28 protein-coding genes are annotated in these 24,567 nt (G+C 71.1%); 9 read left to right on the forward strand and 19 right to left on the reverse strand.

Annotated features, from left to right (window positions below):
- Window positions 1-280 precede the first annotated feature (280 nt).
- Window positions 281-1,708: a hypothetical protein gene (locus ACYVMZ_RS00005; RefSeq protein WP_461074185.1), complete on the reverse strand. Its 1,428-nt coding sequence runs from the start codon at window positions 1,706-1,708 to the stop codon at window positions 281-283.
- Window positions 1,709-1,998: 290 nt separating this feature from the next.
- Here ACYVMZ_RS00005 and ACYVMZ_RS00010 point away from each other — a divergent pair, with 290 nt between their 5' ends.
- Window positions 1,999-3,828 (forward strand): endonuclease/exonuclease/phosphatase family protein, encoded by a 1,830-nt coding sequence (locus ACYVMZ_RS00010; RefSeq protein WP_461074186.1) that lies wholly within the window; start codon window positions 1,999-2,001, stop codon window positions 3,826-3,828.
- Window positions 3,829-3,885: 57 nt separating this feature from the next.
- Here the strand turns inward: ACYVMZ_RS00010 and ACYVMZ_RS00015 are convergent, their stop codons facing one another.
- Window positions 3,886-4,590 carry an antibiotic biosynthesis monooxygenase gene (locus tag ACYVMZ_RS00015; protein ID WP_461074187.1) on the reverse strand — a complete coding sequence of 235 codons (705 nt, stop codon included), beginning with the start codon at window positions 4,588-4,590 and terminating at the stop codon, window positions 3,886-3,888.
- A gap of 112 nt (window positions 4,591-4,702) precedes the next feature.
- Here ACYVMZ_RS00015 and ACYVMZ_RS00020 point away from each other — a divergent pair, with 112 nt between their 5' ends.
- Window positions 4,703-5,653, forward strand: a complete 951-nt coding sequence (locus ACYVMZ_RS00020; protein WP_461074188.1) for a YihY/virulence factor BrkB family protein — start codon at window positions 4,703-4,705, stop codon at window positions 5,651-5,653.
- Between the two features lie 339 nt (window positions 5,654-5,992).
- Here ACYVMZ_RS00020 and ACYVMZ_RS00025 read toward each other — a convergent pair whose 3' ends face one another.
- Genes ACYVMZ_RS00025 through ACYVMZ_RS00040 form a run of 4 tightly spaced genes read right to left on the reverse strand, consistent with a single transcriptional unit; the run spans window position 5,993 to window position 7,810 of the window.
- Window positions 5,993-6,448, reverse strand: coding sequence for a DUF3618 domain-containing protein (locus tag ACYVMZ_RS00025; RefSeq protein ID WP_461076241.1), 456 nt, complete (start codon window positions 6,446-6,448; stop codon window positions 5,993-5,995).
- 26 nt (window positions 6,449-6,474) lie between these two features.
- The gene (locus ACYVMZ_RS00030) at window positions 6,475-6,903 is read right to left on the reverse strand and encodes a phage holin family protein (RefSeq protein ID WP_461074189.1); all 429 of its coding nucleotides are present in this window, start codon (window positions 6,901-6,903) and stop codon (window positions 6,475-6,477) included.
- Window positions 6,904-6,956: 53 nt separating this feature from the next.
- Entirely contained in the window at window positions 6,957-7,655 is a 699-nt protein-coding gene (locus tag ACYVMZ_RS00035; RefSeq protein ID WP_461074190.1) for a hypothetical protein, read from the reverse strand.
- Window positions 7,652-7,810, reverse strand: coding sequence for a hypothetical protein (locus tag ACYVMZ_RS00040; protein WP_461074191.1), 159 nt, complete (start codon window positions 7,808-7,810; stop codon window positions 7,652-7,654). The genes ACYVMZ_RS00035 and ACYVMZ_RS00040 overlap by 4 nt, the downstream gene beginning before the upstream one ends.
- A 180-nt stretch (window positions 7,811-7,990) precedes the next feature.
- Here ACYVMZ_RS00040 and dapA point away from each other — a divergent pair, with 180 nt between their 5' ends.
- Complete coding sequence (gene dapA, locus ACYVMZ_RS00045; RefSeq protein WP_461076243.1) at window positions 7,991-8,884, forward strand: 4-hydroxy-tetrahydrodipicolinate synthase; 894 nt, start codon at window positions 7,991-7,993, stop codon at window positions 8,882-8,884.
- A 90-nt stretch (window positions 8,885-8,974) separates the two neighbouring features.
- On the opposite strand, the gene ACYVMZ_RS00050 is transcribed toward dapA, so the two are convergent.
- From ACYVMZ_RS00050 to ACYVMZ_RS00065, 4 genes are all read right to left on the reverse strand, one after another.
- Window positions 8,975-9,196 (reverse strand): hypothetical protein, encoded by a 222-nt coding sequence (locus tag ACYVMZ_RS00050; RefSeq protein WP_461074192.1) that lies wholly within the window; start codon window positions 9,194-9,196, stop codon window positions 8,975-8,977.
- Window positions 9,197-9,323: 127 nt separating this feature from the next.
- Complete coding sequence (gene dapD / locus ACYVMZ_RS00055) at window positions 9,324-10,313, reverse strand: 2,3,4,5-tetrahydropyridine-2,6-dicarboxylate N-succinyltransferase (protein ID WP_461074193.1); 990 nt, start codon at window positions 10,311-10,313, stop codon at window positions 9,324-9,326.
- A 347-nt stretch (window positions 10,314-10,660) separates the two neighbouring features.
- Window positions 10,661-11,212: a TetR/AcrR family transcriptional regulator gene (locus ACYVMZ_RS00060; RefSeq protein ID WP_461074194.1), complete on the reverse strand. Its 552-nt coding sequence runs from the start codon at window positions 11,210-11,212 to the stop codon at window positions 10,661-10,663.
- Window positions 11,212-11,532, reverse strand: a complete 321-nt coding sequence (locus tag ACYVMZ_RS00065; protein WP_461074195.1) for a DMT family transporter — start codon at window positions 11,530-11,532, stop codon at window positions 11,212-11,214. The genes ACYVMZ_RS00060 and ACYVMZ_RS00065 overlap by 1 nt, the downstream gene beginning before the upstream one ends.
- A 176-nt stretch (window positions 11,533-11,708) precedes the next feature.
- Here ACYVMZ_RS00065 and ACYVMZ_RS00070 point away from each other — a divergent pair, with 176 nt between their 5' ends.
- Window positions 11,709-12,536 carry an AbfB domain-containing protein gene (locus ACYVMZ_RS00070; protein ID WP_461074196.1) on the forward strand — a complete coding sequence of 276 codons (828 nt, stop codon included), beginning with the start codon at window positions 11,709-11,711 and terminating at the stop codon, window positions 12,534-12,536.
- A gap of 75 nt (window positions 12,537-12,611) precedes the next feature.
- Here the strand turns inward: ACYVMZ_RS00070 and ACYVMZ_RS00075 are convergent, their stop codons facing one another.
- From ACYVMZ_RS00075 to ACYVMZ_RS00110, 8 genes are all read right to left on the reverse strand, one after another.
- The gene (locus ACYVMZ_RS00075; RefSeq protein WP_399069030.1) at window positions 12,612-12,944 is read right to left on the reverse strand and encodes a metal-sulfur cluster assembly factor; all 333 of its coding nucleotides are present in this window, start codon (window positions 12,942-12,944) and stop codon (window positions 12,612-12,614) included.
- Window positions 12,941-13,408: a Fe-S cluster assembly sulfur transfer protein SufU gene (gene sufU / locus ACYVMZ_RS00080; RefSeq protein ID WP_461074197.1), complete on the reverse strand. Its 468-nt coding sequence runs from the start codon at window positions 13,406-13,408 to the stop codon at window positions 12,941-12,943. The genes ACYVMZ_RS00075 and sufU overlap by 4 nt, the downstream gene beginning before the upstream one ends.
- A gap of 10 nt (window positions 13,409-13,418) precedes the next feature.
- Window positions 13,419-14,675, reverse strand: a complete 1,257-nt coding sequence (locus ACYVMZ_RS00085; RefSeq protein ID WP_461074198.1) for a cysteine desulfurase — start codon at window positions 14,673-14,675, stop codon at window positions 13,419-13,421.
- Window positions 14,672-15,463: a Fe-S cluster assembly ATPase SufC gene (gene sufC, locus ACYVMZ_RS00090; RefSeq protein ID WP_461074199.1), complete on the reverse strand. Its 792-nt coding sequence runs from the start codon at window positions 15,461-15,463 to the stop codon at window positions 14,672-14,674. The genes ACYVMZ_RS00085 and sufC overlap by 4 nt, the downstream gene beginning before the upstream one ends.
- Window positions 15,464-15,470: 7 nt before the next feature.
- The gene (locus ACYVMZ_RS00095; RefSeq protein ID WP_461074200.1) at window positions 15,471-15,788 is read right to left on the reverse strand and encodes a non-heme iron oxygenase ferredoxin subunit; all 318 of its coding nucleotides are present in this window, start codon (window positions 15,786-15,788) and stop codon (window positions 15,471-15,473) included.
- On the reverse strand, window positions 15,785-16,975 hold the full coding sequence (sufD, locus tag ACYVMZ_RS00100; protein WP_461074201.1) for a Fe-S cluster assembly protein SufD: 1,191 nt from the start codon (window positions 16,973-16,975) through the stop codon (window positions 15,785-15,787). The genes ACYVMZ_RS00095 and sufD overlap by 4 nt, the downstream gene beginning before the upstream one ends.
- An 81-nt stretch (window positions 16,976-17,056) precedes the next feature.
- Complete coding sequence (gene sufB, locus ACYVMZ_RS00105; RefSeq protein WP_461074202.1) at window positions 17,057-18,478, reverse strand: Fe-S cluster assembly protein SufB; 1,422 nt, start codon at window positions 18,476-18,478, stop codon at window positions 17,057-17,059.
- Window positions 18,475-19,188 (reverse strand): helix-turn-helix transcriptional regulator, encoded by a 714-nt coding sequence (locus ACYVMZ_RS00110; protein ID WP_461074203.1) that lies wholly within the window; start codon window positions 19,186-19,188, stop codon window positions 18,475-18,477. Before ACYVMZ_RS00110 ends, sufB begins: the two co-directional genes overlap by 4 nt.
- A 161-nt stretch (window positions 19,189-19,349) precedes the next feature.
- Here ACYVMZ_RS00110 and ACYVMZ_RS00115 point away from each other — a divergent pair, with 161 nt between their 5' ends.
- Genes ACYVMZ_RS00115 through ACYVMZ_RS00135 form a run of 5 tightly spaced genes read left to right on the forward strand, consistent with a single transcriptional unit; the run spans window position 19,350 to window position 23,376 of the window.
- The gene (locus tag ACYVMZ_RS00115; protein WP_461074204.1) at window positions 19,350-20,162 is read left to right on the forward strand and encodes an AAC(3) family N-acetyltransferase; all 813 of its coding nucleotides are present in this window, start codon (window positions 19,350-19,352) and stop codon (window positions 20,160-20,162) included.
- A 31-nt stretch (window positions 20,163-20,193) separates the two neighbouring features.
- Window positions 20,194-21,117, forward strand: a complete 924-nt coding sequence (locus ACYVMZ_RS00120) for an ABC transporter ATP-binding protein (protein WP_461074205.1) — start codon at window positions 20,194-20,196, stop codon at window positions 21,115-21,117.
- 11 nt (window positions 21,118-21,128) lie between these two features.
- Window positions 21,129-21,884, forward strand: a complete 756-nt coding sequence (locus tag ACYVMZ_RS00125) for an ABC transporter permease (protein ID WP_461076245.1) — start codon at window positions 21,129-21,131, stop codon at window positions 21,882-21,884.
- Between the two features lie 5 nt (window positions 21,885-21,889).
- Window positions 21,890-22,939: a COX15/CtaA family protein gene (locus tag ACYVMZ_RS00130; RefSeq protein ID WP_461074206.1), complete on the forward strand. Its 1,050-nt coding sequence runs from the start codon at window positions 21,890-21,892 to the stop codon at window positions 22,937-22,939.
- Between the two features lie 8 nt (window positions 22,940-22,947).
- Window positions 22,948-23,376 carry an SMI1/KNR4 family protein gene (locus ACYVMZ_RS00135; RefSeq protein WP_461074207.1) on the forward strand — a complete coding sequence of 143 codons (429 nt, stop codon included), beginning with the start codon at window positions 22,948-22,950 and terminating at the stop codon, window positions 23,374-23,376.
- Between the two features lie 43 nt (window positions 23,377-23,419).
- On the opposite strand, the gene ACYVMZ_RS00140 is transcribed toward ACYVMZ_RS00135, so the two are convergent.
- Complete coding sequence (locus ACYVMZ_RS00140; protein WP_461074208.1) at window positions 23,420-24,526, reverse strand: amidohydrolase family protein; 1,107 nt, start codon at window positions 24,524-24,526, stop codon at window positions 23,420-23,422.
- Window positions 24,527-24,567: the final 41 nt, after the last annotated feature.

The following is a 24,567-nucleotide window of genomic DNA, read 5'->3' on the forward strand; positions in this document are numbered from 1 at the left end:
CGAGCCAGCGTCCTGTGGGCACTCCTGCGTGATAACCGGGCATTCACCTCCGCCCCGCCGGTCACGCAAGCGGCTTGACTTGGTCATTGAGACTCCTGTGACGGTCGGTGGGCCGTGGAGGGTGGCGGACCTCGGTCGGCGCAACCGTTCCGTCCGCGCCTGAACAGGAGTTGAACACCGGACGTCCTCGGCGGACCCACTTCCGTGAACCCGCCCGCGGGCACCGGCGGCCCTTCCCGCGGCTCCCCGCCGCGGGTCGCGACCGTGCCGGAAAACCCGCTCAACTCCCGTGCTGGGAACGCGCCTTGAAGGCGGCCTTCCGCGCTTCCTTCGCGATCTTCTTGTCCGGGTGCAGCCGCCCCATCGCCTCCAGCACGTCGGCGGTCGCCGGGTGGTCCACGCGCCAGGCCGTGTCGAAGAAGCCGCCGTGCTGCCGGGCCAGCCCCTGTACCAGCGCCCGCAGCTCCTCCGAGTTCCCCTCGGCGGCGAGCTGTGCGGCCACGGTGTCGATGGTCAGCCAGAACACCAACGCCTCGGACGGCGCCGGCACGTCGGCGGCCCCGTGCTCGGTCAGCCACACCCGGGCCAGCCCGCCGAGCTCGGCGTCGTCGAGGACCTCCCGCAGCGCCGGCTCGGCCGATACGCCGACCAGCGACAGCGCCTGCTGGCAGCGCAGCCGCCGCAGCGGCGCACCGGCGTCCGACCCGTGTGCCGCCGCCAGCAACTCCCGTGCCGCGGCGAGGGGTTCACGGCGTGCCAGCCACTGCTCGGTCTCGGCCTGGGCCGCCGAAGGCGGGAACGCCGCCGTGCCGTCGAGCAGCGCGTCGGCCCCCTTGTCCGCGAGGTCCCCGACCGCCGGCGCCTCGAATCCGGCCTCCAGCAGCCGGGAGCGCAGCCCGTACAGGCCGAGCGGCGTCAGCCGCACCATCCCGTAGCGGGAGACGTCGGTGTCGTCGACCGGCGCGGACGACGGCTCCTCGTCGGCGTCGGCCATCAGGGTCTCGTCGACCGGCTGGTACTCCACGAGCCCCACCGGCTCCAGCATCCGGAACTGGTCGTCCAGCCGCATCATCGCGTCGGACACCTGCTCCAGGACGTCGTTGGTGGGCTCCGCCATGTCGCTGGGCACGATCACCGACGCGGCGAGCGCCGGCAGCGGCACCGGCCCCTGGCCGGGCCCGTCCTCGCCGACGGTGAGCAGGTACAGGTTGCCGAGCACGCCGTCGAGGAACTCCGCCTCGGCCTCGGGGTCCCAGTCGAGGGACGAGAAGTCGACCTCGCCGCCCTGGACCGCGTCGGCCAGCCCCTCCAGGTCGGGCACGCTCGCGTCGGCGAGCACCGTCTCCAGGGCGCCGAGCCACACCCCGAGCACGTCCTGCGGCGCCCCGCCGGTGAGCAGGGCCAGGTCCTCACCCGCCGCGACGGTGCCCTCGTCCTCGTCGACGATCTCGACCAGGCCGGTGTCCACGGCGACCCGCCAGGCCTCGCTCGCCTGCGCCTCGGCGTCCTCCCCGCTCAGTCCGAGCATCTCGGCCGCGGCCGGCAGCTGTTCGTCGACCAGCCCGCCCCCGGCGTCGACCCGGGTCTCCGGCCCCGCCCAGCGGGCGAGCCGCGCGGCCCGGGACAGCAGGGGCGTGGACAGGGCGTCGCGCGCCAGCTCCGCTTCGGGGTGCAGCCGCACCGGCGGCAGGGGGGAGCTGTCTGACATCGGCTGTTTCTCCTAGGACGCCTCGTACGACTCGCCCGCTCAGCCTAGACGGATTTCCTCCCATGCCGCCCGCTTCATCTCCCCGTCGGGAGCTGTACATGGCCGAAACCTTGACAAGTGGCCTGACCAGGCAGGAGATTGACGCGCGTAGAAGTGGGCGGACACCTGTTCACCGGGCTCCACGACCATGTCCGTCATCTACGCGCGTCGCGCCGCCCCACAGGTCGCGGCTCCCACCGTCCAGCTCCACCCTCGTCCCGGCGTCCGTCACGTCCCCGGAGGGAATCCCGTTGCCGAGCAAGTCGTCCGCGCGCCTCGCCGCGCTCACCGTCGCCGCCGTGTGCTCCGCGGCGTCCACCGTCGTTCTCACCACGCCCGCCCACGCGGACTCGGTCCGCATCCATGACATCCAGGGCGGCACCCGCATATCCCCGTACGCCGGCCAGAAGGTCACGGACGTGACCGGCATCGTCACCGGCATACGCACCTACGGCTCGTCCCGGGGCTTCTGGATCCAGGACCCGAGCCCGGACGCCGACCCGGCCACCAGCGAGGGCGTCTTCGTCTTCACCAGCTCCACCCCGAAGGGCGTCGCCGTCGGCGACGCGGTCAAGGTCACCGGCACGGTCTCCGAGTACGTCCCCGGCGGCACCTCCTCCGGCAACCAGTCGCTGACCGAGATCACCAGGCCGACGGTCACAGTCGTCTCCAGCGGCAACCCGGTTCCGGCCCCGGCGGCCGTCGACGCCACGTCGGTCCCCGACGCCTACGCGCCGGCCGGCGACCCCGCCGCGAACGGCTCGATCAACGGCCTGCCCCTCCAGCCGTCGAGGTACGCCCTCGACCTGTACGAGTCCCTGGAGGGCATGAACGTCCGCGTCACCGACGCCCGCGTGGTCGGCGCGACCGACCCGTACACCGAACTGTGGGTGACGGTGAAGCCGGACGAGAACCGCAACCGCCGCGGCGGCACGGTCTACGGCTCCTACGACGGCCAGAACACCGGCCGCCTGCAGATCCAGTCCCTCGGCCGGGCGGCCGACTTCCCGAAGGCGAACGTCGGCGACAGCCTCACCGGCACCACGGCCGGTCCGCTGGACTACAACCAGTTCGGCGGCTACACCCTCGTCGCCGGGGAGATCGGCACGCTGAAGAGCGCGGACCTGGAGCGCGAGACGACCCGGAAGCAGAAGCACGGCGAACTGTCGGTCGCGACCTACAACGTCGAGAACCTCGACCCGTCCGACGACACCTTCGCCGCGCACGCCTCCGCGATCGTGAACAACCTGAAGTCGCCGGACATCGTGTCCCTGGAGGAGATCCAGGACAACAACGGCGCCACCAACGACAGCGTGGTCGCCGCCGACCAGACGGTGGGCAAGCTGATCGACGCGATCGTGGCCGCGGGCGGCCCGCGCTACGACTGGCGCTCCATCGACCCCGCCGACGACGCCGACGGCGGCCAGCCGGGCGGCAACATCCGCCAGGTCTTCCTCTTCAACCCGGAGCGGGTCTCCTTCACCGACCGCGCGGGCGGCGACGCCACCACGGCCGCCGACGTGACGAAGATCCGCGGCAGGGCCGCCCTGACGGTCTCCCCCGGCCGCATCGCTCCCGCCGCCGACGCCTGGAAGAACAGCCGCAAGCCGCTGGCCGGCGAGTTCGTCTTCCGTGGCCGCACGGTCTTCGTGATCGCCAACCACTTCAACTCCAAGGGCGGCGACCAGGGCCTGACCTCCCAGTACCAGCCGCCGGCGCGCGGCTCGGAGACCCAGCGCCACCGGCAGGCCACCCTGGTCAACGCCTTCGTCAAGGACATCCTCGACACCCAGAAGAACGCGGACGTCGTCGTCCTCGGCGACATCAACGACTTCGAGTTCTCCGACACCACGAAGATCCTCGAGGGCGACGGCGAACTGTGGTCCGCGATCAAGTCGCTCCCGAAGAGCGAGCGGTACAGCTACACGTACCAGGGCAACAGCCAGGTCCTGGACCAGATCCTGATCAGCCCGTCGATCCGCCGTGCCTGCGACTTCACCTACGACAGCGTGCACATCAACGCGGAGTTCCACGACCAGATCAGCGACCACGACCCGCAGGTGCTGCGCTTCCACCCGTAGCACCCCGGCCCGCGGCCGGCCGGGCCCACCGCCCGGCCGGCCGCGGCGCCGCGCGGCTCACTCGGGCACGAGCCCGAGAGCATGTTCGTACCGCCCCACCGAGAACCGCTCCACCCCCGGATACGTCCGCACTCGATCCCACAGCTCCGTCGGCGCCCCGATGCCCTCACCCGGAGCGGCCAGGACCTCGTCGTAGGCACGGGCGCTCTCCCACTCGGCGTAGTTGAGGACGTGCCCACCGTCCGTGCTCAGATGGAAGTGGGCCGAGATCAGCCCACGATGACCCACCGCATCGTCCGCCAGCGCCTTCAGCACGAGATCCACCCAGTGGGGCCGTTCCTCGGCCGCCTCCGCCGCGAAGTCGATCCGCACGGCCACGACCAGCCCCGGCACCCTGGAGTCACCCACCGCCCGTTCGCGGCTGCGGTAGCGCCGGTACCGCCCGAGCCCCACGCGTTCGATCCCCGGCACGGCGGTGTCGATCTCGTCGATACGGTCCTTCCAGTGGGTCAGGGAGTAGTCCTCGTAGGCCTGCTCGTCCGTCCACTGCGAGTAGTGCATCAGGGTGGAGCCGTCGTGCCCGGCATAGACGTGATAGCCCAGCAGGCCGGCGAGGGGCCACGTCCGGCTCTCCCACGCCCTCCCGATCGCCTCGACGGCCTCCCGCTGCCGCTCGGGCGTCCCCACCCGCCAGGTGCTGAAGAAGGGCGCACCGATCCGCGGATCGGTCGGATCAGGGTGCTCGATCGTCCTGCGCGTCATACGAACCTCCAGCCATCGGTGACGAATGCGTGCACCCACCACCCTCCAACCTCAACCAAGATTCAGGTCAAGTGGGCGATTCGAGGCCGGAATTCGGGAGACTCGCCTGGTCATGGACAAGGACAGTCCGACCCGGTTGCCCGCCCGGTCCTGGTGGGCGGTGACGCGGCGCACGTTCAAGGAGTTACTGGACGACGAACTCTCCGACCGCGCGGCCGCGTTGACGTACTACGGTGTCCTGTCGCTGTTCCCGGCACTGCTGGTGCTGGTGTCCCTGCTGGGTGTGGTGGGACAGCGCGCCACGGACAAAATCCTTGACAACATAGGGGACTTGGCACCGGGCCCGGCCCGGGACACCCTCCGCGACGCGGTGGTCCAGCTGGGCGACACGGGCGGCACGGGCAGCGTGCTGGCGATCCTCGGCCTGCTCTTCGCCCTCTGGTCCGCATCGGGTTACGTCGCCGCGTTCATCCGCACCTCCAACGCGGTGTACGACCTCCCGGAGGGCCGCCCGGTCTGGAAACTCACACCGCTGCGCCTGGCGTTGACGGTGGCTCTGATGCTCATGCTCGCCGCGAGCGCCCTGATCGTGGTGTTCACCGGCCCCATAGCCGAGCGGGTGGGCACGGCGATCGGCCTCGGCGACGCGGCGATCACGGCGTGGGACATCGCCAAATGGCCGGTCCTGCTCCTCCTCGTCGTCCTGATGATCGGCCTGCTGTACTGGGCGGCCCCCAACGTCCGCGGCCGCGGCTTCCGCTGGATCTCCCCCGGCAGCGTCGTCGCCACGGCGATCTGGCTGGCCGCTTCGGCCGGTTTCGCCGTCTACGCGGCCAACTTCGCCACGTACAACAAGACGTACGGCACCCTCGCGGGCGCCATCGTCTTCCTGGTGTGGCTGTGGCTGTCCAACCTGGCGATCCTGCTGGGCCTGGAATTCGACGCGGAACTGGCCCGGGAGCGCGCGATCACCCATGGGCGTCCCCCGACGGAGGAGCCGTACGTCGAACCGAGGGACACCCGGAAGTGGCCTCCGCGGTGGAGGGCGGCGAGAGGACACTGAGCGCTGTTGATGAGCGGGGGCGGGTTACGCAACCCGGCGCTGCGGGGTGCCCGCACGCGGCAAGGTGGGCGCACCCGCAGCCGCCCACGCACGGAAGGGGACGTGTCGAGGGGTGTCCGTCCTCGGTCTGCCGAACTGGCCCGTTGCCGGGCGTTTCCGGCAGCCGCTGCGGGCGGACACCCCCCGGGCGCGGCCCCGACCCACGCCCACGTCGTAGGCGCTACAGCAACCCCCACCCACCCCGCACAGGCCGCCGCAGGCACACGACTACGACCCAGAACACGCAGCGACCCCGGCCGAGCAACCACACCCTCGACCGGGGTCGACCGCACGCACCCGTCAGCGATGCCAGCGGTGCACTCCGCTCCCGCCGTGCCCGCCGTGCCGCCGCCGCAGCACCCCGGCCGCGACCACCGCACCAGCCGCCGCCCCCGCGACCAGCACCGGCCGCGGATGCCGAAGCCCGGCCTGGACGACGGTCCGCACAGGCCCCGGCACGCTGTGCTCCACCGCATGCCCCGCCCGTGTCGCCTTGTCCTGCACGGTGTGACCGGCCTGCGCCGCGGTGCTGCGCAACTGCACCGTCATCGCCCCGGCCTTGTCCCTGAGGTCGGCGGCCCGAGCCCGCGCACGGCCCTTCACATCCACCTTCCCCGCCAACTCCTCGACCGTGTCGCCGAGTTCGCTCCGCGTCCGCTCGATCTGCCGCCGCAGCTCGTCAGGCCCCTTGGCCCCACCGGCAGCCGCCTTCCCGTCGCCGCGGCTCGTCGCGTCCCCGTTCGCCCCGTCCCTCATCGGTCCGTCCCTCATCGATCCGTCCCTCATCGATGCACCCTTTCCCTGATCTCCTCCACGTCGGCCCTGACGCTGCCGAGGGTCTCCTCGGGCGTGGGGGGTGCGGCACGGCGCAGCTGACCACGGCCGGTCACGGCCAGCAGGCCCGCGATCGCGAACAGCACCGCCGTCACGATGAGCGCCGCGGCCCAGAGGGGCAGCACCAGCGAGAGCGCGGCGGCGGCCGTGGCGGCCAGCGCGAGGAACCCGGCGTAGGCGACAGCGCCCGCAGCGCCGAGCAGCCCACCGCCGCGGCCCGCACGCCGCCCCTTCTCGGCGAGCTCCTCCTTCGCGAGGGCCACTTCCTGCCGTACGAGCCGGGAGAGCTGTTCGGTGGCCTGTCCGACGAGCTCACCCACGGAGTGGTGCTCGTGGTGCCCGTCGTGAACGGGCCTGGGATGCATGGTCCCGGTCACGGTGTTCCGCCTCCTCTCGGTTCGGAACCCCCGGGTACCCTGACCGGCCCCGGCTACCCCTGACCCCCCTGGGCGGCACCGCCGGCCCCACGCTCGCCGAGCCGGGCCAACTGGGTCTGGAACCAGTCGAGCCGCGCCTGCAACAACGCGGCCTCCGCGACAAGTTCCGCGACCCCGAGCCCGCCCCCGCCGGCGTCAGGCCCGCTCACACCACTCACCCCCATGGCGACCACCCGCACCCCGCCCCCCGCCAACCGAGCGAACCCGGCGAGCGACACGGACGGCCGCTCCCGCAGGCAGCCCACGCAGGAGGGCTCGAGCGCCCGCCAGCCGGGCCGCCCCCAGCCGGCCTCGGCCAGGGCCACCGCACCCGCGCCGCAGGCACACGCCGGCACCGTCACGCTGCGCACCCGCTGCCGCGCGTAGCGGAACCCGCGCTCGAAGCGGATGTAGGAGCCCAGAACGGAGACCTCCAGCAGGACGGCCGTCCGGTGCTCGGCCGTGCACAGCAGTGCCTCCGCCGCCGACCGCTCGTGCACACAGTGGAAACCGCAGTCACAGCGGCGGTGCGGCGCCTTGTGCCGCAGCCCGTAGACGCAGGACGCGTCGGCCACGACCCCGTACGGCAGCGCACCGCCCAGCGACACACCGGTGAACCCGGCCCGGGTGCCGTCCTGGGACAGCACCGGGTGGGCGATCTTGTATCCGGTCGGCGGCTCCGTCGGGCGTTCCTCCGGGAGCCGCAGCCTCATCGAGCGACCGGGACCTCGTCGGGCACCACGGCCGCGATCTCCCGAGCCTCCTGGCCCTCCTCGGCGTGACCCGCCTCGGCGAGTCCGAGTTCTTCGTCCCGGACCTGCGGCTGCTCCTCCGCGATCCCGGTGGCCAGTGCCTTGCCGAGCTTCATGGTGCCTCCCATGACATCCCGTCGGTGACCGTCCCGGCCATGGTGACCCATGAGGCCCCGGGTTGGACATAGGGCACCAACCACCGCACGCCACGGAACCTCGCAGATCCCCTTACGAATACTCGGTAGCGGAATTAAGTGGAGCTACACAATCTGGCTGCCGACACTACCCCCATGGCGATGACGACTCCCACCCCACCCTTCGGCCGCACCCTCTGCGCGATGATCACGCCCTTAACCGAGGCAGGCGCCCTCGACCTCGACGGCGCGCAACGCCTCGCGGACCACCTGGTGACCCACGGCTGCGACGGCCTGGTGCTCTCGGGTACGACGGGCGAGTCGCCGACCACCACGGACGCCGAGAAGTCGGCGCTGATCAGGGCCGTACGGGAAGCGGTCGGCGACCGGGTGCCGCTCGTCGCGGGAGTGGGCACGGCCGACACCCGGCACACCGTCGAACTCGCCCTGGCGGCCGAAAAGGCGGGCGCCGACGGCCTGTTGGTGGTCGCCCCGTACTACAGCAGGCCCCCGCAGGACGCGGTCGAGGCGTACTTCCGCGAGGTCGCGGACGCCACCGGCCTGCCCCTCGCCCTGTACGACATCCCGGCCCGCACCGGCACCCGCATCGCTCCCGAAACGACGATCCGCCTCGCCGAGCACCCCCGCATCGTGGCGGTCAAGGACTGCTCGTACGACCTCCTCGGCGTGCAGAAGGTGCTCTCCCGCACGGACCTGGCGTACTACGCGGGCTGCGACGAACACAACCTCGCCCTGTACGCGGTGGGCGGCGCCGGCTGTATCAGCACGGTCGCGAATGTGGCCCCGGACCGGATCCGGGCCGTTCTGGACGCCTTCGACGCGGGCGACACGGCACGGGCGGCCCGCCTGCAGCAGCGGGCCACGCCCCTCATCGAGGCGATGATGGCGGCGGGCCTGCCCGGCACGGTCACGGCCAAGGCCCTCCTCACCACCCTGGGCCTGCCCGCGGGCCCGGTCCGCGCACCGCTCAAGCCCGCCGACCGCGAGACGATCGACGGCCTGCGGTCGGCGTACGAGAACCTCACCGCCGCCTGATCACCACTCAACGCTCAACTGGTCGGGAAAGGGCCGGGGCCCGTACCGCGTGGTGTGCGGTACGGGCCCCGGCCCGTGCGAACCGGTGCCTCACTGCCAGCGATAGCCGTCGCCGAACAGCAGGGTGTGCTCCAGCACGTCCTCCATCGGGTCGTCGACCTGACCCATGTTGACCAGACCGATGCGGGGTCCGTTGTGCGCGTTCGTGTTGGTCTCGTCGGCGTGCGCCACACCGGCAGGCAGCCAGCACACCACCACCGTGACCACCCCGGCCACACAGCGCGCCACGGCCCTCGCCCGCTCGTTCCTCATGCCCCAACCCCTCGTCCTTCGTCGGTTCGGCGTCTGATCGGACTCTGCGTCCACCTGTTCATCTGCCTGACCGACCATGAGGTCACGCCGGGTCATCCGTACGAGCCGGTGCGGGCGGTCGCACGCCTCAGTTGTGGCTGTGCAGGATCTCGTTCAGCCCGCCCCACACCGCGTTGTTCGGCCGGGCCTCGACCGCGCCGGTGACCGAGTTGCGGCGGAAGAGGATGTTGGAGGCGCCGGACAGCTCGCGGGCCTTGACGATCTGCCCGTCGGGCATGGTCACGCGCGTACCGGCGGTGACGTACAGCCCGGCCTCGACGACGCACTCGTCGCCGAGCGCGATGCCGACGCCCGCCTCGGCGCCGATCAGGCAGCGCTCGCCGATGGAGATGATGACGTTGCCGCCGCCGGACAGGGTGCCCATGGTCGACGCGCCGCCGCCGATGTCCGAGCCGTCGCCGACCACGACGCCCGCGGAGATCCGGCCCTCGACCATCGAGGTGCCGAGGGTGCCGGCGTTGAAGTTGACGAAGCCCTCGTGCATGACGGTGGTGCCCTCGGCGAGGTGGGCGCCGAGGCGGACCCGGTCGGCGTCGGCGATGCGGACGCCCTTGGGAACCACGTAGTCCGTCATCCGCGGGAACTTGTCGATGGAGGTCACCTGGAGGTGCAGCCCCTCGGCCCGCGCGTTCAGCCGCACCTTCTCGATGTCGTCGACGGCGACCGGGCCGAGCGAGGTCCAGGCCACATTGGCGAGGAAGCCGAACATGCCGTCCAGGCTCTGGCCGTGCGGCTTGACCAGGCGGTGCGAGAGCAGGTGCAGGCGCAGGTAGACGTCGTGCGCGTCGATCGGCTTCTCGTCGAGCGAGGCGATGACCGTACGGACCGCGATGACCTCGACGCCCCGGCGGGCGTCCGGGCCGAGCGCCGCGGTCGCGCCTCCGCCGAGCAGCTCCGCGGCACGCTCGGCGGACAGCCGCTCGGTGCCGGACGGGCCGGGCTCGGCGGCCAGCTCGGGCGCGGGGAACCAAGTGTCGAGAACGGTGCCGTCGGCGGCGATCGTGGCGAGGCCGGCGGCCACGGCGCCGGTGGTGCGAGGAGCAGTCGTGTCGGTCATAAGGGCAACCTAACGTGACGCCGCCCGCGGGTGCGAACCGGTGGGAGTGCGTCTCACGTGCCGAACGGGGTCACCGGCGCGGGAAGGGCCGCCGCCGGGCTTCCGGTCCGGCTGCGGCTTCCGGTCCGGCTTCCGGCTTCCGGTCCGGCTTCCGGCTTCCGGCTTCCAGCCCGGCTTCCGGCCTCCGGCCCGGCCTCCGGCCTCCGGCACAGCCTCGTCCGCAGGCCCCGGACGGGCCGGCCCGCGCCGACCGGCGTCCAGCACCGCGGCGCCCGCCGCCACCCCCAGCTCCGCGCACACCGTTCCAGAGCACGCGGGCGCCGCCTCGTACGCTGCCCTGGCGACCGTCAGGGCGCTCGCCTCCCGGGAATGACCCGGGCGAGCACCTCGCGCGCGTACTCCTCGTCGTACGGCGTGCCGGTCAGCAGCACCTGCAGGCAGATGCCGTCCATCAGCGCCACCAGCGCCCGGGCCGTGACCGGATCCGTACGGCGGGCCAGCAGGTCGGCCATGCCCTCGGCCCACTCGGCGGCGACGGGGCGCAGGGCGGGGCGGCGCAGGGCGGCCAGGTACAGCTCGTACTCCAGCTCGATGCCGGTGCGGTCGCCCGCGAGCCACTCGCCCAGCCAGCCGGCGAGCTCGGTCGCGAGATCGGCGCGCGGATCCGCGAGGGCGCCGCGCGCCGCGACCACCTTCGCGAAGCCCTCGTTGGCCTGCCGCAGGGCGGCGACCAGCAGTTCGTCGAGGGTCTTGAAGTGGTAGGTCGTGGAGCCGAGCGGGACGTCGGCTTCGGTGGCGACGGTGCGGTGACTCAGTCCGGCGATGCCACGGGCGCCCACCACCCGGATCGCCGCGTCGATGATCCGCTGCCGCCGCTCGGGGTCGTGCCGCCGGGGCATCAGTGCGCACCTCCCAGGTTCAGCACCACGACCCCGACGATGATCAGCGCGATGCCGGCCGCCTTGGCGGCGGTCATCCCCTCCCCCAGGAACAGGATCCCGATCGTGGCGATGGCCGCGGTGCCGGCACCGGACCAGATCGCGTAGGCCGTGCCGACGGAGACGGTCTTCAGTGTCTGCGCGAGCAGCGCGAAGGAGACGAGGTAGCCGAGCAAGGTCAGCAGCGAGGGCCCGAGCCTGCTGAAACCGTCGCTGTACTTCATGGCGGTGGTGGCGGCCACCTCGGCGGCGATGGCTACGGCCAGCAGCAGGTATCCCATGTGGACGAGCGTACACAACGTATGTGTACTCCCGTACACACACGGTCCCGATTCACTGAAACCGCTCTCAGCAAACAGCTGACCGAAAGCCACCGGGTCCACTACGGTGTCACCGATCACACTCGGGCCCCGCAACCGCGACCGCCGTCAGGGGTGCCCAGCCGGAGGAACAGCGCATGCCAGAAGACAAGTCCCGCCCCTCCCTGGACCGACCGTGGGAGAGCGGCTGGGCCCCGGACAGCAGCCGGGCACCGGGCACCCGACGACTCTGGCTGGCGGGCGCCCTCGCCGTGGCCACGATCGCCGCGTGCGTGACGTCCATAGCCCTGCTGGGCAACCGGACTGACGAACCGTCACCGACGGCCGTGGCGACCGGCGTCAACACGACGGTCCCGGGTCTGATCTCCTTCGCGAGCCCGTCCGCGGACGACACGAAGAAGCCCGGCGGGAAGACGTCCCAGCCATCCCCCACCCCCACGACGACCGCACCCACCCGCCACAGCACCACCCCCGAGCCGTCCACGACAGCTCCCAAGCCGCCCGCCCCGGACGCCGGTTCGACACCGTCGAAGAAGCCCCCGTCCACCTCGACGTCCCTGCGCTCGGTCAACTACCCGGACCGCTACTGGCATGTGAGCGACGGCTCGGTGCGCCTGGACCGGATCGGCTCCGGATCCGAGCAGCGGGAGGACGCGACCTTCCAGCGGGTCAAGGGTCTCGCCGACTCCTCCTGCTACTCCTTCGTCACCGCGGACGGCACCTACCTCCGCCACCGCGGCTTCGTCCTGCTCAAGGACCGCGACGACGGCTCGCCCCTCTTCCGCCAGGACGCCACCTTCTGCCCCCGTCCGTCGGCCTTCTCCGGCGCGATCATGCTGGAGTCGGTCAACTATCCGGGCCGCTTCCTGCGCCACCGCGACTTCCTGCTCCGCCTGGAGCCGTACCAGCACACCACCCTCTACCGGGCGGACTCGGCGTTCCGGATGGTGGCCGGGCTGGCCTGACCACGCGGACCTGGCCTGAACACGCGAAACGGCGACGCCCGCACAGGCGTCGCCGTCTTCTTCGGCCAGGGGATCTCAGACGTTGAACCCGAGCGCCCGAAGCTGCTCGCGCCCGTCGTCCGTGATCTTGTCGGGGCCCCACGGCGGCATCCAGACCCAGTTGATGCGCAGCTCGCTGACGAGGCCGTCCGTCGCGGACTTGGCCTGGTCCTCGATGACGTCCGTCAGCGGGCAGGCCGCGGAGGTCAGGGTCATGTCGACGGTCGCGATGTTCGACTCGTCGATGTGGATGCCGTAGATCAGCCCGAGATTGACGACGTCGATGCCCAGCTCGGGGTCGACGACGTCCATCAGGGCCTCACGGAGTTCCTCCTCCGAGGCCGGCTTCATCTCCACGGTGTCGCTCATGCCGTCTTCCTTTCGGCGTCGGCTCCGCCCAGGGCCTGGGCCGTCGCGTCCTTCCACGCCATCCAGCTCAGGAGGGCGCACTTCACCCGCGCCGGGTACTTGGAGACACCGGCGAACGCGACCGCGTCCTCCAGGATGTCCTCCATCGCGTCGTCCGGCTCGATCCGGCCCTTGGACTGCATCAGCTCCAGGAAGGTCTCCTGGATCCTCTGCGCCTCGGCCAGGTCCTTGCCGACCAGCAGCTCGTTCAGTACGGACGCGCTCGCCTGGCTGATGGAGCAGCCCTGGCCCTCGTACGAGACGTCGGCGATGGTCGTGCCCTCGTACTTCACGCGCAGCGTGATCTCGTCGCCGCACGTCGGATTCACGTGGTGCACCTCGGCGTCGCCATCCCTCAGACCACGCCCGTGCGGGTTCTTGTAGTGGTCCAGGATGACGTCCTGGTACATCGAGTCAAGCTTCACGACCAGCCCTTCAGCCGAAGAAGTTCCGTACGTGCTCCAGGCCCTCGACCAGTGCGTCGATCTCGGCGGGCGTGGAGTACAGATAGAACGACGCTCGCGTGGTCGCAGGAATTCCGTACCTGAGGCAGACCGGCCGCGCGCAGTGGTGGCCGACACGGACCGCGATGCCCTGCTCGTCGAGGACCTGGCCCACATCGTGCGGGTGGATGTCGCCCAGCGTGAAGGAGATCGCCGCGCCCCGGTCCTCGGCCGTGGTCGGGCCGATGATCCGCAGGTCGGGGACCTCCGCCAGGCGCTTCACCGCGTATTCGGTGAGCGCGTGCTCGTGGGCGAGGATCTTGTCCATGCCGATCGACTGCAGGTAGTCGATCGCCGCTCCCAGGCCGACCGCCTGGGCGATCGGCGGGGTGCCCGCCTCGAATTTGTGCGGCGCCGGGGCGTACGTCGACGAGTGCATCGACACCGTCTCGATCATCTCGCCGCCGCCGAGGAACGGAGGCAGGTCCTCCAGGAGCTCCTGGCGGCCCCAGAGGACGCCGATGCCGGTCGGGCCGCACATCTTGTGGCCGGTGAAGGCCACGAAGTCGGCCTGGAGGGCCTGGACGTCCAGCGGCATGTGCGGCGCGGCCTGCGAGGCGTCGACGCAGACCAGGGCGCCGACCTCCTGGGCGCGGCGCACTATCGCCTCGACCGGGTTGAGCGTGCCCAGGATGTTGGACACCAGCACGAAGGAGACGATCTTCGTCTTCTCCGTGATGACCTCGTCGATGTTCGACAGGTCGAGGCGGCCGTCGTCGGTCAGGCCGAACCACTTCAGCTTCGCGCCCGTGCGCTGCGCCAGCAGCTGCCACGGCACGATGTTGGAGTGGTGCTCCATCTCCGTGATGACGATCTCGGTGTCGGAGTCCACGCGGTAGGGCTCATCCGCCCAGCCCAGCATGTTTGCCACGAGGTTGAGCGACTCGGAGGCGTTCTTGGTGAAGATCACCTCGTCGCGGCTCGGCGCGTTGATGAACGCGGCGACCTTGTCGCGCGCACCCTCGTACAGCGCCGTGGCCTCCTCGGCGAGCACGTGCACACCGCGGTGGACGTTGGCGTTGTGGCGCTCGTAGTACTCGTTCAGGGCGTCCAGCACCTGCTGCGGCTTCTGGCTGGTCGCCGCGTTGTCCAGGTACACGAGCTTCCGCTCGTCGTGGACCAGCCGGTCCAGGACGGGGAAGTCCTTGCGGATCGCCTCGGTGTCGAGGAGGCCCGGCAGCTGTGTCACGCGACGCCCTCCTCTGAGTTCGCTCCGCTCACGGGGCCACCCTTCGTGTAAGCCTCGTAGCCCTCGTCCTCCAGCTTGTCGGCGAGCTCGGCGCCGCCGGACTCCACGATGCGGCCGGCGGAGAAGACGTGGACGTAGTCGGGCTTGATGTAGCGCAGGATACGCGTGTAGTGCGTGATCAGCAGGGTGCCGACCTCGCCGGTCTCGCGGACGCGGTTGACGCCCTCGGAGACGACACGCAGGGCGTCGACGTCCAGGCCGGAGTCGGTCTCGTCGAGGATCGCGATCTTCGGCTTGAGCAGCTCCAGCTGGAGGATCTCGTGGCGCTTCTTCTCACCGCCGGAGAAGCCCTCGTTGACGTTGCGCTCGGCGAAGGACGGGTCGATGTTGAGGCGCTCCATGGCCTCCTTGACCTCCTTCACCCAGGTACGCAGCTTGGGGGCCTCGCCGCGGATGGCGGTGGCGGAGGTGCGCAGGAAGTTGGAGACCGATACGCCGGGGACCTCGACCGGGTACTGCATCGCCAGGAACAGGCCCGCGCGGGCGCGCTCGTCGACGGACATCTCCAGGACGTCCTCGCCGTCGAGGGTGACGGTGCCGGCGGTGATCGTGTACTTGGGGTGACCCGCGAGGGAGTAGGCGAGGGTCGACTTGCCCGAGCCGTTGGGGCCCATGATGGCGTGCGTCTCGCCCTGCTTCACGGTGAGGTCGACACCCTTGAGGATTTCCTTCGTGCCGTTCTCGACCTCGACGGTGACGTGCAGGTCTCGGATTTCAAGCGTTGCCATGGGTGCCTCAGGACTCCTGGGTGAGGGAGACGAGCACGTCGTCCCCTTCGATCTTTACGGGGTATACGGGGACGGGGCGCGTCGCCGGAAGGGCGTCGGGCTTGCCGGAGCGGAGGTCGAAGCGCGAGCCGTGCAGCCAGCACTCGATGTGGCAGTCGTCGACCTCGCCCTCCGACAGGGAGACGTTCGCGTGCGAGCAGATGTCGTGGATGGCGAAGACCTCGCCCTCGGTCTGCACGATGGACACGGGCGTGCCGTCGAGTTCCACCCGCTTCGGGGTGTCCTCCTCCAGCTCGCTCAGTCCACAGACGCGTAGGAAGGTCATGAGACCGACGCCTCCAGCTCCTCCTCGATCCTGGTGATCAGGCGCTCCTCGATGTCCGGGAGGCCGATCTGCTGGACCAGCTCGGCGAAGAAGCCGCGGACCACCAGGCGGCGCGCCTCGTGCTCCGGGATGCCGCGGGCCATGAGGTAGAAGAGCTGCTCGTCGTCGAAGCGGCCGGTCGCGGAGGCGTGGCCGGCGCCGACGATCTCGCCGGTCTCGATCTCCAGGTTGGGGACCGAGTCGACGCGGGCGCCGTCCGTGAGGACGAGGTTGCGGTTCATCTCGTACGTGTCCGTGCCCTCGGCCTTGGCCTCGATGAGCACGTCGCCGATCCACACCGCGTGCGCGTTGTCGCCCTGGAGCGCGCCCTTGTAGACGACGTTCGACTTGCAGTGCGGGACGTTGTGGTCGACGAAGAGCCGGTGCTCCTGGTGCTGGCCCTTGTCGGTGAAGTACAGGCCGAACATCTCGACCTCGCCGCCGGGGCCGGCGTACGTCACGCGCGGGTGCAGGCGGACCAGGTCGCCGCCGAAGGTCACGATGATCGACTTGAAGGACGCGTCCCGGCCCACCAGCGCGTTGTGCTGAGCGGTGTGCACGGCCCTGTCGTCCCAGTCCTGGACGGAGACGACGGTCAGCTTGGCGCCGTCACCCAGCAGGTAGTCGACGTTGGCAGCGAGCACCGCGTCACCGGTGTGGTCGATGACGACGACGGCCTCGGCGAAGGCGCCCAGCTCGATCACCTGGTGGCCGAAGGCGGTCCCGCCCTCGCCGTGCACCGCGATGCGGATCGGCTCGGTGAGGACGGTGTCCTTCGGGACGGTCACGACCGAGGCCTTCTCGAAGGCCGAGTAGGCCTGGGCGGCGACGCGGTCCACGGGGGTGCCCGCCTTGCCGAGCCGCGCGTCGTCGCGGCCGACGGTCTCGACGGTGACGCCCTCGGGGGCCTCGATGTCGACCCTCAGGCCGTCGCCGGTCGCGACGGCGGTGCCGTCGTGCAGGCCGCGCAGCCGCTCCAGCGGCGTGAACCGCCACTCCTCCTCGCGACCGTGCGGGACCGGGAAGTCCTTCACGTCGAACGAGGGCGGGGCGCTCATGCGCGTGGCGACGGTCGAGTCGGCCTCGGCGGCCACCGCGATCGCACCGGCGGTGGTGGAACCCACCGGGATGTTCTGAGCCTCAGCCATGGCTGTCGTAGTGCTCGCTTTCCGTTACGTAAGGGGCTTGACGGGGACGGCGGGGCGGCGCCTGCCGCCCCTGGCCGGTGGTTAGCCGACCGCGCCCTCCATCTGCAGCTCGATCAGCCGGTTGAGCTCCAGCGCGTACTCCATGGGCAGCTCCTTGGCGATCGGCTCGACGAAGCCGCGCACGATCATCGCCATGGCCTCGTCCTCGCTCAGGCCGCGGCTCATCAGGTAGAAGAGCTGGTCCTCGGAGACCTTGGAGACGGTCGCCTCGTGGCCCATGGACACGTCGTCCTCGCGGACGTCCACGTACGGGTACGTGTCGGACCGGGAGATCGTGTCGACGAGCAGCGCGTCGCACAGCACGTTCGACTTCGAGCCCGGGGCGCCCTCGCCGATCTCGATCAGACCGCGGTAGGAGGTACGGCCGCCGCCGCGCGCCACCGACTTGGAGACGATGTTCGAGGACGTGTTCGGGGCCATGTGGACCATCTTGGCGCCCGCGTCCTGGTGCTGGCCCTCGCCCGCGAAGGCGATGGACAGGGTCTCGCCCTTGGCGTGCTCACCCATCAGGTAGACGGCCGGGTACTTCATCGTCACCTTGGAGCCGATGTTGCCGTCGATCCACTCCATGGTCGCGCCCTCGTAGGCCACGGCGCGCTTGGTGACCAGGTTGTAGACGTTGTTCGACCAGTTCTGGATGGTCGTGTAACGGCAGCGGGCGTTCTTCTTGACGATGATCTCGACGACCGCGGAGTGCAGCGAGTCCGACTTGTAGATCGGGGCGGTGCAGCCCTCGACGTAGTGCACGTAGGCACCCTCGTCGACGATGATCAGGGTCCGCTCGAACTGGCCCATGTTCTCCGTGTTGATGCGGAAGTAGGCCTGGAGCGGGATCTCCACGTGCACGCCCGGCGGCACGTAGATGAAGGAGCCGCCCGACCACACGGCGGTGTTCAGCGCGGCGAACTTGTTGTCACCGGCCGGGATGACCGTGCCGAAGTACTCCTTGAAGAGCTCGGGGTGCTCCTTCAGAGCCGTGTCGGTGTCCAGGAAGATGACACCCTGCTCCTCCAGGTCCTCGCGGATCTGGTGGTAGACGACCTCCGACTCGTACTGGGCCGCGACACCGGCCACGAGGCGCTTCTTCTCGGCCTCGGGGATGCCCAGCTTGTCGTACGTGTTCTTGATGTCCTCGGGCAGGTCCTCCCAGGACTCCGCCTGCTTCTCCGTGGAGCGTACGAAGTACTTGATGTTGTCGAAGTCGATGCCCGAGAGGTCCGAGCCCCAGTTCGGCATCGGCTTCTTCTCGAACAGGCGCAGGCCCTTGAGGCGGAGCTTGGTCATCCACTCCGGCTCGTTCTTCTTCGCGGAGATGTCCCGGACGACGTCCTCGCCCAGGCCGCGACGCGCCGACGCACCGGCCACGTCCCGGTCGGCCCAGCCGTATTCGTACTTGCCCAGGCCCTCGAGCTCAGGGTGGGCAGTCTCCGTGGGGAGAGTCATGCGGGGTTCCTCCCGGCCGTGCTTGCAGATGCGTTGTGGGAAATCTTGGGGATGAACGTCGTGCAGACGCCGTCGCCGTGCGCGATGGTCGCCAGCCGCTGCACATGCGTACCGAGAAGTTCGGCGAAAAATTCCGTCTCGGCCTCGCACAGCTGCGGGAACTGTTCGGCGACGTGGGCGACCGGGCAGTGGTGCTGGCAGAGCTGTTCGCCGACCGGGGCGCTACGCGCCGTAGCAGCGTACCCGTCCACGCTCAGGGCCTTGGCCAGCGCTTCGGTGCGCTTGTCCGGGGCAGCCGCCTCGACGGCCTTCCGGTAGGCACCCGCCTGGGCGGCGATCCGGGCCCGGGCGAAGGCGGCGACCGCCTGCTCCCCGCCCTCCTGCTGGGCGATCCAGCGCAGCGCGTCCACGGCGAGCTTGTCGTACGACTGGTCGAAGGCGTCCCGTCCGCAGTCCGTCAGCGCGAACACCTTGGCCGGCCGCCCGCGCGTACGGGCGCCGTAGACCCGGCGCTCCCGCGCTTCGACGACACCGTCGCCCGCCAGGGCATCGAGGTGTCGGCGCACGGCCGCCTGGGTGAGTCCGAGGCGCTCGGCGAGTTCGGCGACGGTCGACGGGCCGTGGTCCAGGATGGAGCGCGCGACCCGGTTGCGGGTGGACCGCTCCCCGGTCGCGAGTTCCTCGTGCTGGGCCGCGCCGACGTTTTTCACAACGCCATTGTTGCGTAATTCTTCAGAGGCAGGCAAGCCACGTCCGGATCGCCCGGCGGTGCCGTGCGTCACTTAGGTAAACCTAAGATGACCTGCGGAAACGATCTTTGATCGATCAAACCACTGGCATGTCCCGGCCGCTTCCGGGACACTCCCGAAGCATGCCCACACCCCCTCCCACCGGCCCACTTGTCACGCGTGACTCGCTCGCCGCCGAGCTGCGCGCGCTGGGCGTCCGCCCCGGCGAGACCCTCCTCGTGCACTCCTCCCTCAGCTCCCTGGGATGGGTGTGCGGGGGCGCCGTCGCGGTCGTCCAAGGACTGCTCGACGCGCTCGGCCCGGACGGCACCCTGGTCGTCCCCACCCAGTCCGGCGACCTCTCCGACCCGGCCCTGTGGGGCAACCCGCCGGTCCCCGAGGAGTGGTGGGAGACGATCCGGGCCACCATGCCCGCCTACGACCCGCTGACCACGCCCACGCGCGGGGTCGGAGTGGTCCCGGAGACCGTACGGACCTGGCCCGGCGCCCTGCGCAGCGCCCACCCGCAGACGTCGTTCGCGGCGGTCGGCCCGCGCGCGGCGGAGGTGATCGAGGGGCACGCCCCCGACTGCCGGCTCGGCGAGCGCAGCCCGCTCGCGAAACTGGAGAAGCTGGGCGCCCGGGTGCTGCTGCTCGGCGCCGGCTACGACGCGTGCACGAGCTTCCACCTGGCCGAATACCGGATACCGTCCCCGCTCGTCAAGGTGGGTCGGCCCGGCCCGGCCGGCTGGGAAGTGGTGACCGAGGTGGCGATCACCTCGGACCGGTTCGACGAGCTGGGCCACGACTTCGAGCGGGACCGTCCGGTCGTACGCGGCACGGTCGGGGCGGCCGACGTACGGCTGTTCCCGGTGGCGGACGCGGTGGACTACGCCGAACGGTGGCTGGCCGTGCACCGGCCGCGCGAGGAGGAGTTCCTGAACCCGCCCGTCTGAGCCCCCGCGCGCCTACCTAGACTCTGGACCCATGCGAAGTGAGCCCGTGGTCCAGGTCCAGGCCCTGGTGAAGCGGTACGGCACGAAGACCGCGGTGGACGGGCTCGACCTGGTGGCCCGCCAGGGCGTGACCGCCGTGCTCGGCCCCAACGGCGCGGGCAAGACGACCACGGTCGAGACCTGCGAGGGGTACCGGAAGCCGGACTCCGGCACGGTGCGCGTCCTGGGCCTCGACCCGGTGAGACAGTCCGCCGCGCTGCGCCCCCGGATCGGCGTGATGCTGCAGTCCGGCGGCGTCTACTCGGGCGCGCGGGCCGACGAGATGCTCCGGCACGTCGCCAAGCTGCACGCCCACCCGCTGGACGTGGACGCGCTCATCGAACGCCTCGGGCTCGGCAGCTGCGGCCGGACGACGTACCGCCGGCTGTCCGGCGGACAGCAGCAGCGGCTCGCCCTGGCCATGGCGGTCGTGGGACGCCCGGAGCTGGTCTTCCTGGACGAGCCGACCGCCGGGCTCGACCCGCAGGCCCGCCGCGCCACCTGGGACCTGGTCCGCGACCTGCGCGCCGACGGCGTCTCCGTGATCCTCACCACCCACTACATGGACGAGGCCGAGCAGCTCGCCGACGACGTGGCGATCATCGACGCGGGACGGGTCATCGCCCAGGGCTCCCCCGAGGAACTGTGCCGGGGCGGCGCCGAGAACACCCTGCGCTTCTCCGGCCGGCCGGGACTGGACGTCGGCTCCCTGCTCAAGGCCCTGCCCGCCGACTGCACGGCCGCCGAACTGACCCCGGGTTCGTACCGCGTCATCGGCAAGGTCGACCCGCAGCTGCTCGCGACGGTCACCTCCTGGTGCGCCCAGCACGGGGTGATGCCGGACAGGATCTCGGTCGAACGGCACACCCTCGAAGACGTCTTCCTGGAGCTCACCGGCAAGGAGCTGCGCTCGTGACCGCCACCGGCATGTACACCCCCAGGCCCGGCGCGGCGCCCCTGACCCGCATGATCGCGGCCCAGGCCGTGCTGGAGACGAAGATGCTGCTGCGCAACGGCGAGCAGCTGCTGCTGACGGCCGTGATCCCGACCCTGCTGCTGGTGCTCTTCAGCACGGTGGACATCGTCGACACGGGGTCCGGAGAGGCGGTGGACTTCCTCGCGCCCGGCATTCTCGCGCTTGCCGTGCTGTCGACGGCGTTCACCGGGCAGGCCATCGCGACGGGCTTCGAGCGCCGGTACGGGGTGCTGAAACGGCTGGCCTCCTCCCCGCTGCCCCGCTGGGGCCTGATGACCGCGAAGACGGTGTCGGTGCTGGTCACCGAGGTGCTGCAGATCGTCCTGCTGACGGTGATCGCCTTCGCGCTCGGCTGGTCCCCGCACGGCAACCCCTTCGCCGTCCTTCTCCTGCTGGTCCTCGGTACGGCGGCCTTCTCCGGGCTCGGCCTGCTGATGGCGGGCACGCTGAAGGCCGAGGCGACGCTGGCCGCCGCGAACCTGGTGTTCCTGCTGCTCCTCGTCGGCGGCGGGGTCGTCGTCCCGCTGGACAAGTTCCCGAGCGGAGCGCGGGACGTCCTCGGCCTCCTGCCCATCTCGGCGCTGTCCGACGGACTCCGGGACGTGCTCCAGCACGGGGCCGGCCTGCCCTGGGGCGACCTCGGCATCCTGGCCGGCTGGGCGGTCGTGGGACTGGCGGCGGCCGGAAGGTTCTTCCGCTGGGAGTGAGGCTCATGCCCGACCCTCGTGAAAGCGTGCACAAGCGACGGCCTACCATGGGGCGCGTGCCAAACGTGACCCGCGCCGACGCCGTGGCGGCCCTGCGCAACCCGCTCGCCTTCATCGCCGCACGCTGGACCCCGGCCCCCCGGACGGTCCAGCGGGCGGCCCTCTCCGCGCTCGTGATGTCGGTGGTCATCGTGGTCACCGGCGGTGCGGTACGCCTGACCGGTTCGGGCCTGGGCTGCCCGACCTGGCCCAAGTGCACCGACGACTCGCTCACCGCCACCAGCGAGATGGGCGTCCACGGCGTCATCGAGTTCGGCAACCGCATGCTGACGTACGTGCTGTGCGCGGCCGTCGGCTGGGCGATCATCGCCGCGCGCTCCCAGAAGCCGTACCGGCGCGGCCTGACGCGGCTGGGCTGGGCGCAGTTCTGGATCGTGATGAGCAACGCGGTGCTCGGCGGCATCGTGGTCCTGGTCGGTCTCAACCCGTACACGGTCGCGGCGCACTTCGTGGCGACGTCGGCGCTCATCGCGGTCGCCACGGTGATGTGGCAGCGCACCAGGGAGGGCGACGCGGCGCCGCGCCCCCTGGTCGGCAGGTCCGTCCAGCAGCTGGTGTGGTTCCTGGTCGCGGCCGCCGTGCTGCTGATCCTGGTCGGCACGGTCGTCACCGGTGCGGGCCCGCACGCGGGCGACTCCAGCGAGGTCGAACGGATGCCCGTCGACTGGGAGACCGTGTCCAAACTGCACGCCGTGCTGGCGTGGATCGTGGTGACGCTGACGTTCGCCCTGTGGTTCGTGCTGAAGGCGGTGGACGCCCCCAAGAGCCCGCTGAGCCGGACCCGCGAGCTGTTCCTGATCCTGCTCGCCCAGGGGGTCATCGGATACGTCCAGTACTTCACGGACCTGCCCGAGATCCTGGTCGGCCTGCACATGCTCGGCTCGGCCGTGATGTGGATCTGGGTGCTGCGAGTGGTGCTGTCGCTGCGCGAACGGGCGGCGGCGGTGGCCGACGTACCGGGCCCGGCGGCCGAGGCCACCCTGACGAAGGCGTAGCCCGGCCCGTGTGGCGTGATCTCGTCCTGGAGACGGCACCGGACGCCGAGCTCGGGGCCCCGGCCGGCCACGACGCCCTCACCGGAGTCGAGCGGGCCCTCGGTCAGCCGATGCCCGACGCCCTCGTCGATCTGCTGCGCGCGTGCGACGGGGTGACCCACCAGGGCATCGACGTGGTCTGGCCCGCCGAGCGCATCGCGCGGGACAACGCCGCGTTCCGCGGGTCGCCTGACTTCGCCGACCTGTATATGCCGTTCGATCCGCTGATGTTCTTCGGCGACAGCGGCGGAGGCGACCAGTTCGCCTTCGTCCGCACGCCGGCCCGGGACGAGGTCTTCGTGTGGGACCACGAGACGGACGGCAGGTGGCCGGCGGCCTTCGGCCTGCGGCAGTACCTGCACAGGGCGTTGCGGGAGACCGGCGACTGGTACCGGTAGCGCGCCTGCCGGGCGGCCGTGTGAGCCGTGCGGGCCCTGCTTCCTAGCCGAGCCCGTACACCCGTCTGGCGTTCCCCGCCGCCAGCATCCCCGCCACCCGCTGCGCGTCCGACAGCGACCACGCGCCCTCCGCGACCCACGTGCCGAGGACCCTGCCCAGTGCCTCGCGGAACAGGCGGGCACCCACCACGTGCAGTTCCGGCAGGCCCTGGGCGCCGGTGGAGAAGAGGATCTTGCCGAAGGGGGCCAGTTCCAGGATCTCGGCGAGGACGGTCGCGGCGCGGGCGCCGGTGCGGACCAGGGCGGCACCCGAGTCGACGTAGACGTGCGGGAAGACACCGGCGAGGTGGGCGGCCTGGCGGTGGTACGGGTAGCCGTGCAGGAGGACGAGGTCGGTGCCGAGACCGGCCGTCGCCCGGACGAAGTCCGTCAGCAGGACCGGGTCCCTACGGTCGATGCGCAGGCCCGGTGCCCCCAGCCCCGCGTGCAGCTGGAGCGGCAGGCCGGAGGCGACCGCGATCCACAGCAGGTGCCGCAGCAGCACCGGGTCGCTCAGCTCGCCGCCGACCCGGCGTCCGGCCAGCCAGCGCCCGGCGGCGCCCCGCACCTCCCCCGGGCCCGGCGGCTCCGGCGCGAGCGCCAGGCCGTGCCGTACGCCCGCCACGGAGGTGAAGGCGACGGCGTTCGCGGCGGCGCCGTGCACGGACTCGGCGAGGTTGGCGAGGAAGGACTCGACGGTGCCGGAGGTGTCGGCGACCTGCTCGGCCAGCTGCTCCAGGCGCACGATCTCGTGCGCCTCGGCGGACCCGGCGACGGCCAGCTCGGCGGGACCGGTGAGGTCGCCGGGCAGGCCGGTGTCCACCAGGTACGTGGTGATGCCGCTGCCGCGCAGCAGTCTGCGGCCCGCCTCCAGTACGCCGAGTTCACGGCGCCGGGCGAGATAGCGGGCGGGCGGGCAGTGCGGTTCCAGGCCGAGCAGCGGGGGGCACCAACGGCGTACGGCGAACCCGGTCTGCGTGTCGAAGAGTGTCGTGCCCGGCGCGGGCGGTCCCTCGGTGCGGGCCAGTTGGGCCTCGAAGGTGCCGAGGCCCAGCTCCGTGCGCAGGACGCCGTGGCAGTACTGGTCCACGAGGGACGGCGTTTCGATCATCCGGGCTCCCCGTGACAGACCCTGCCTCTACGGCCTCCTAC

The organism is Streptomyces deserti (assembly GCF_054782695.1).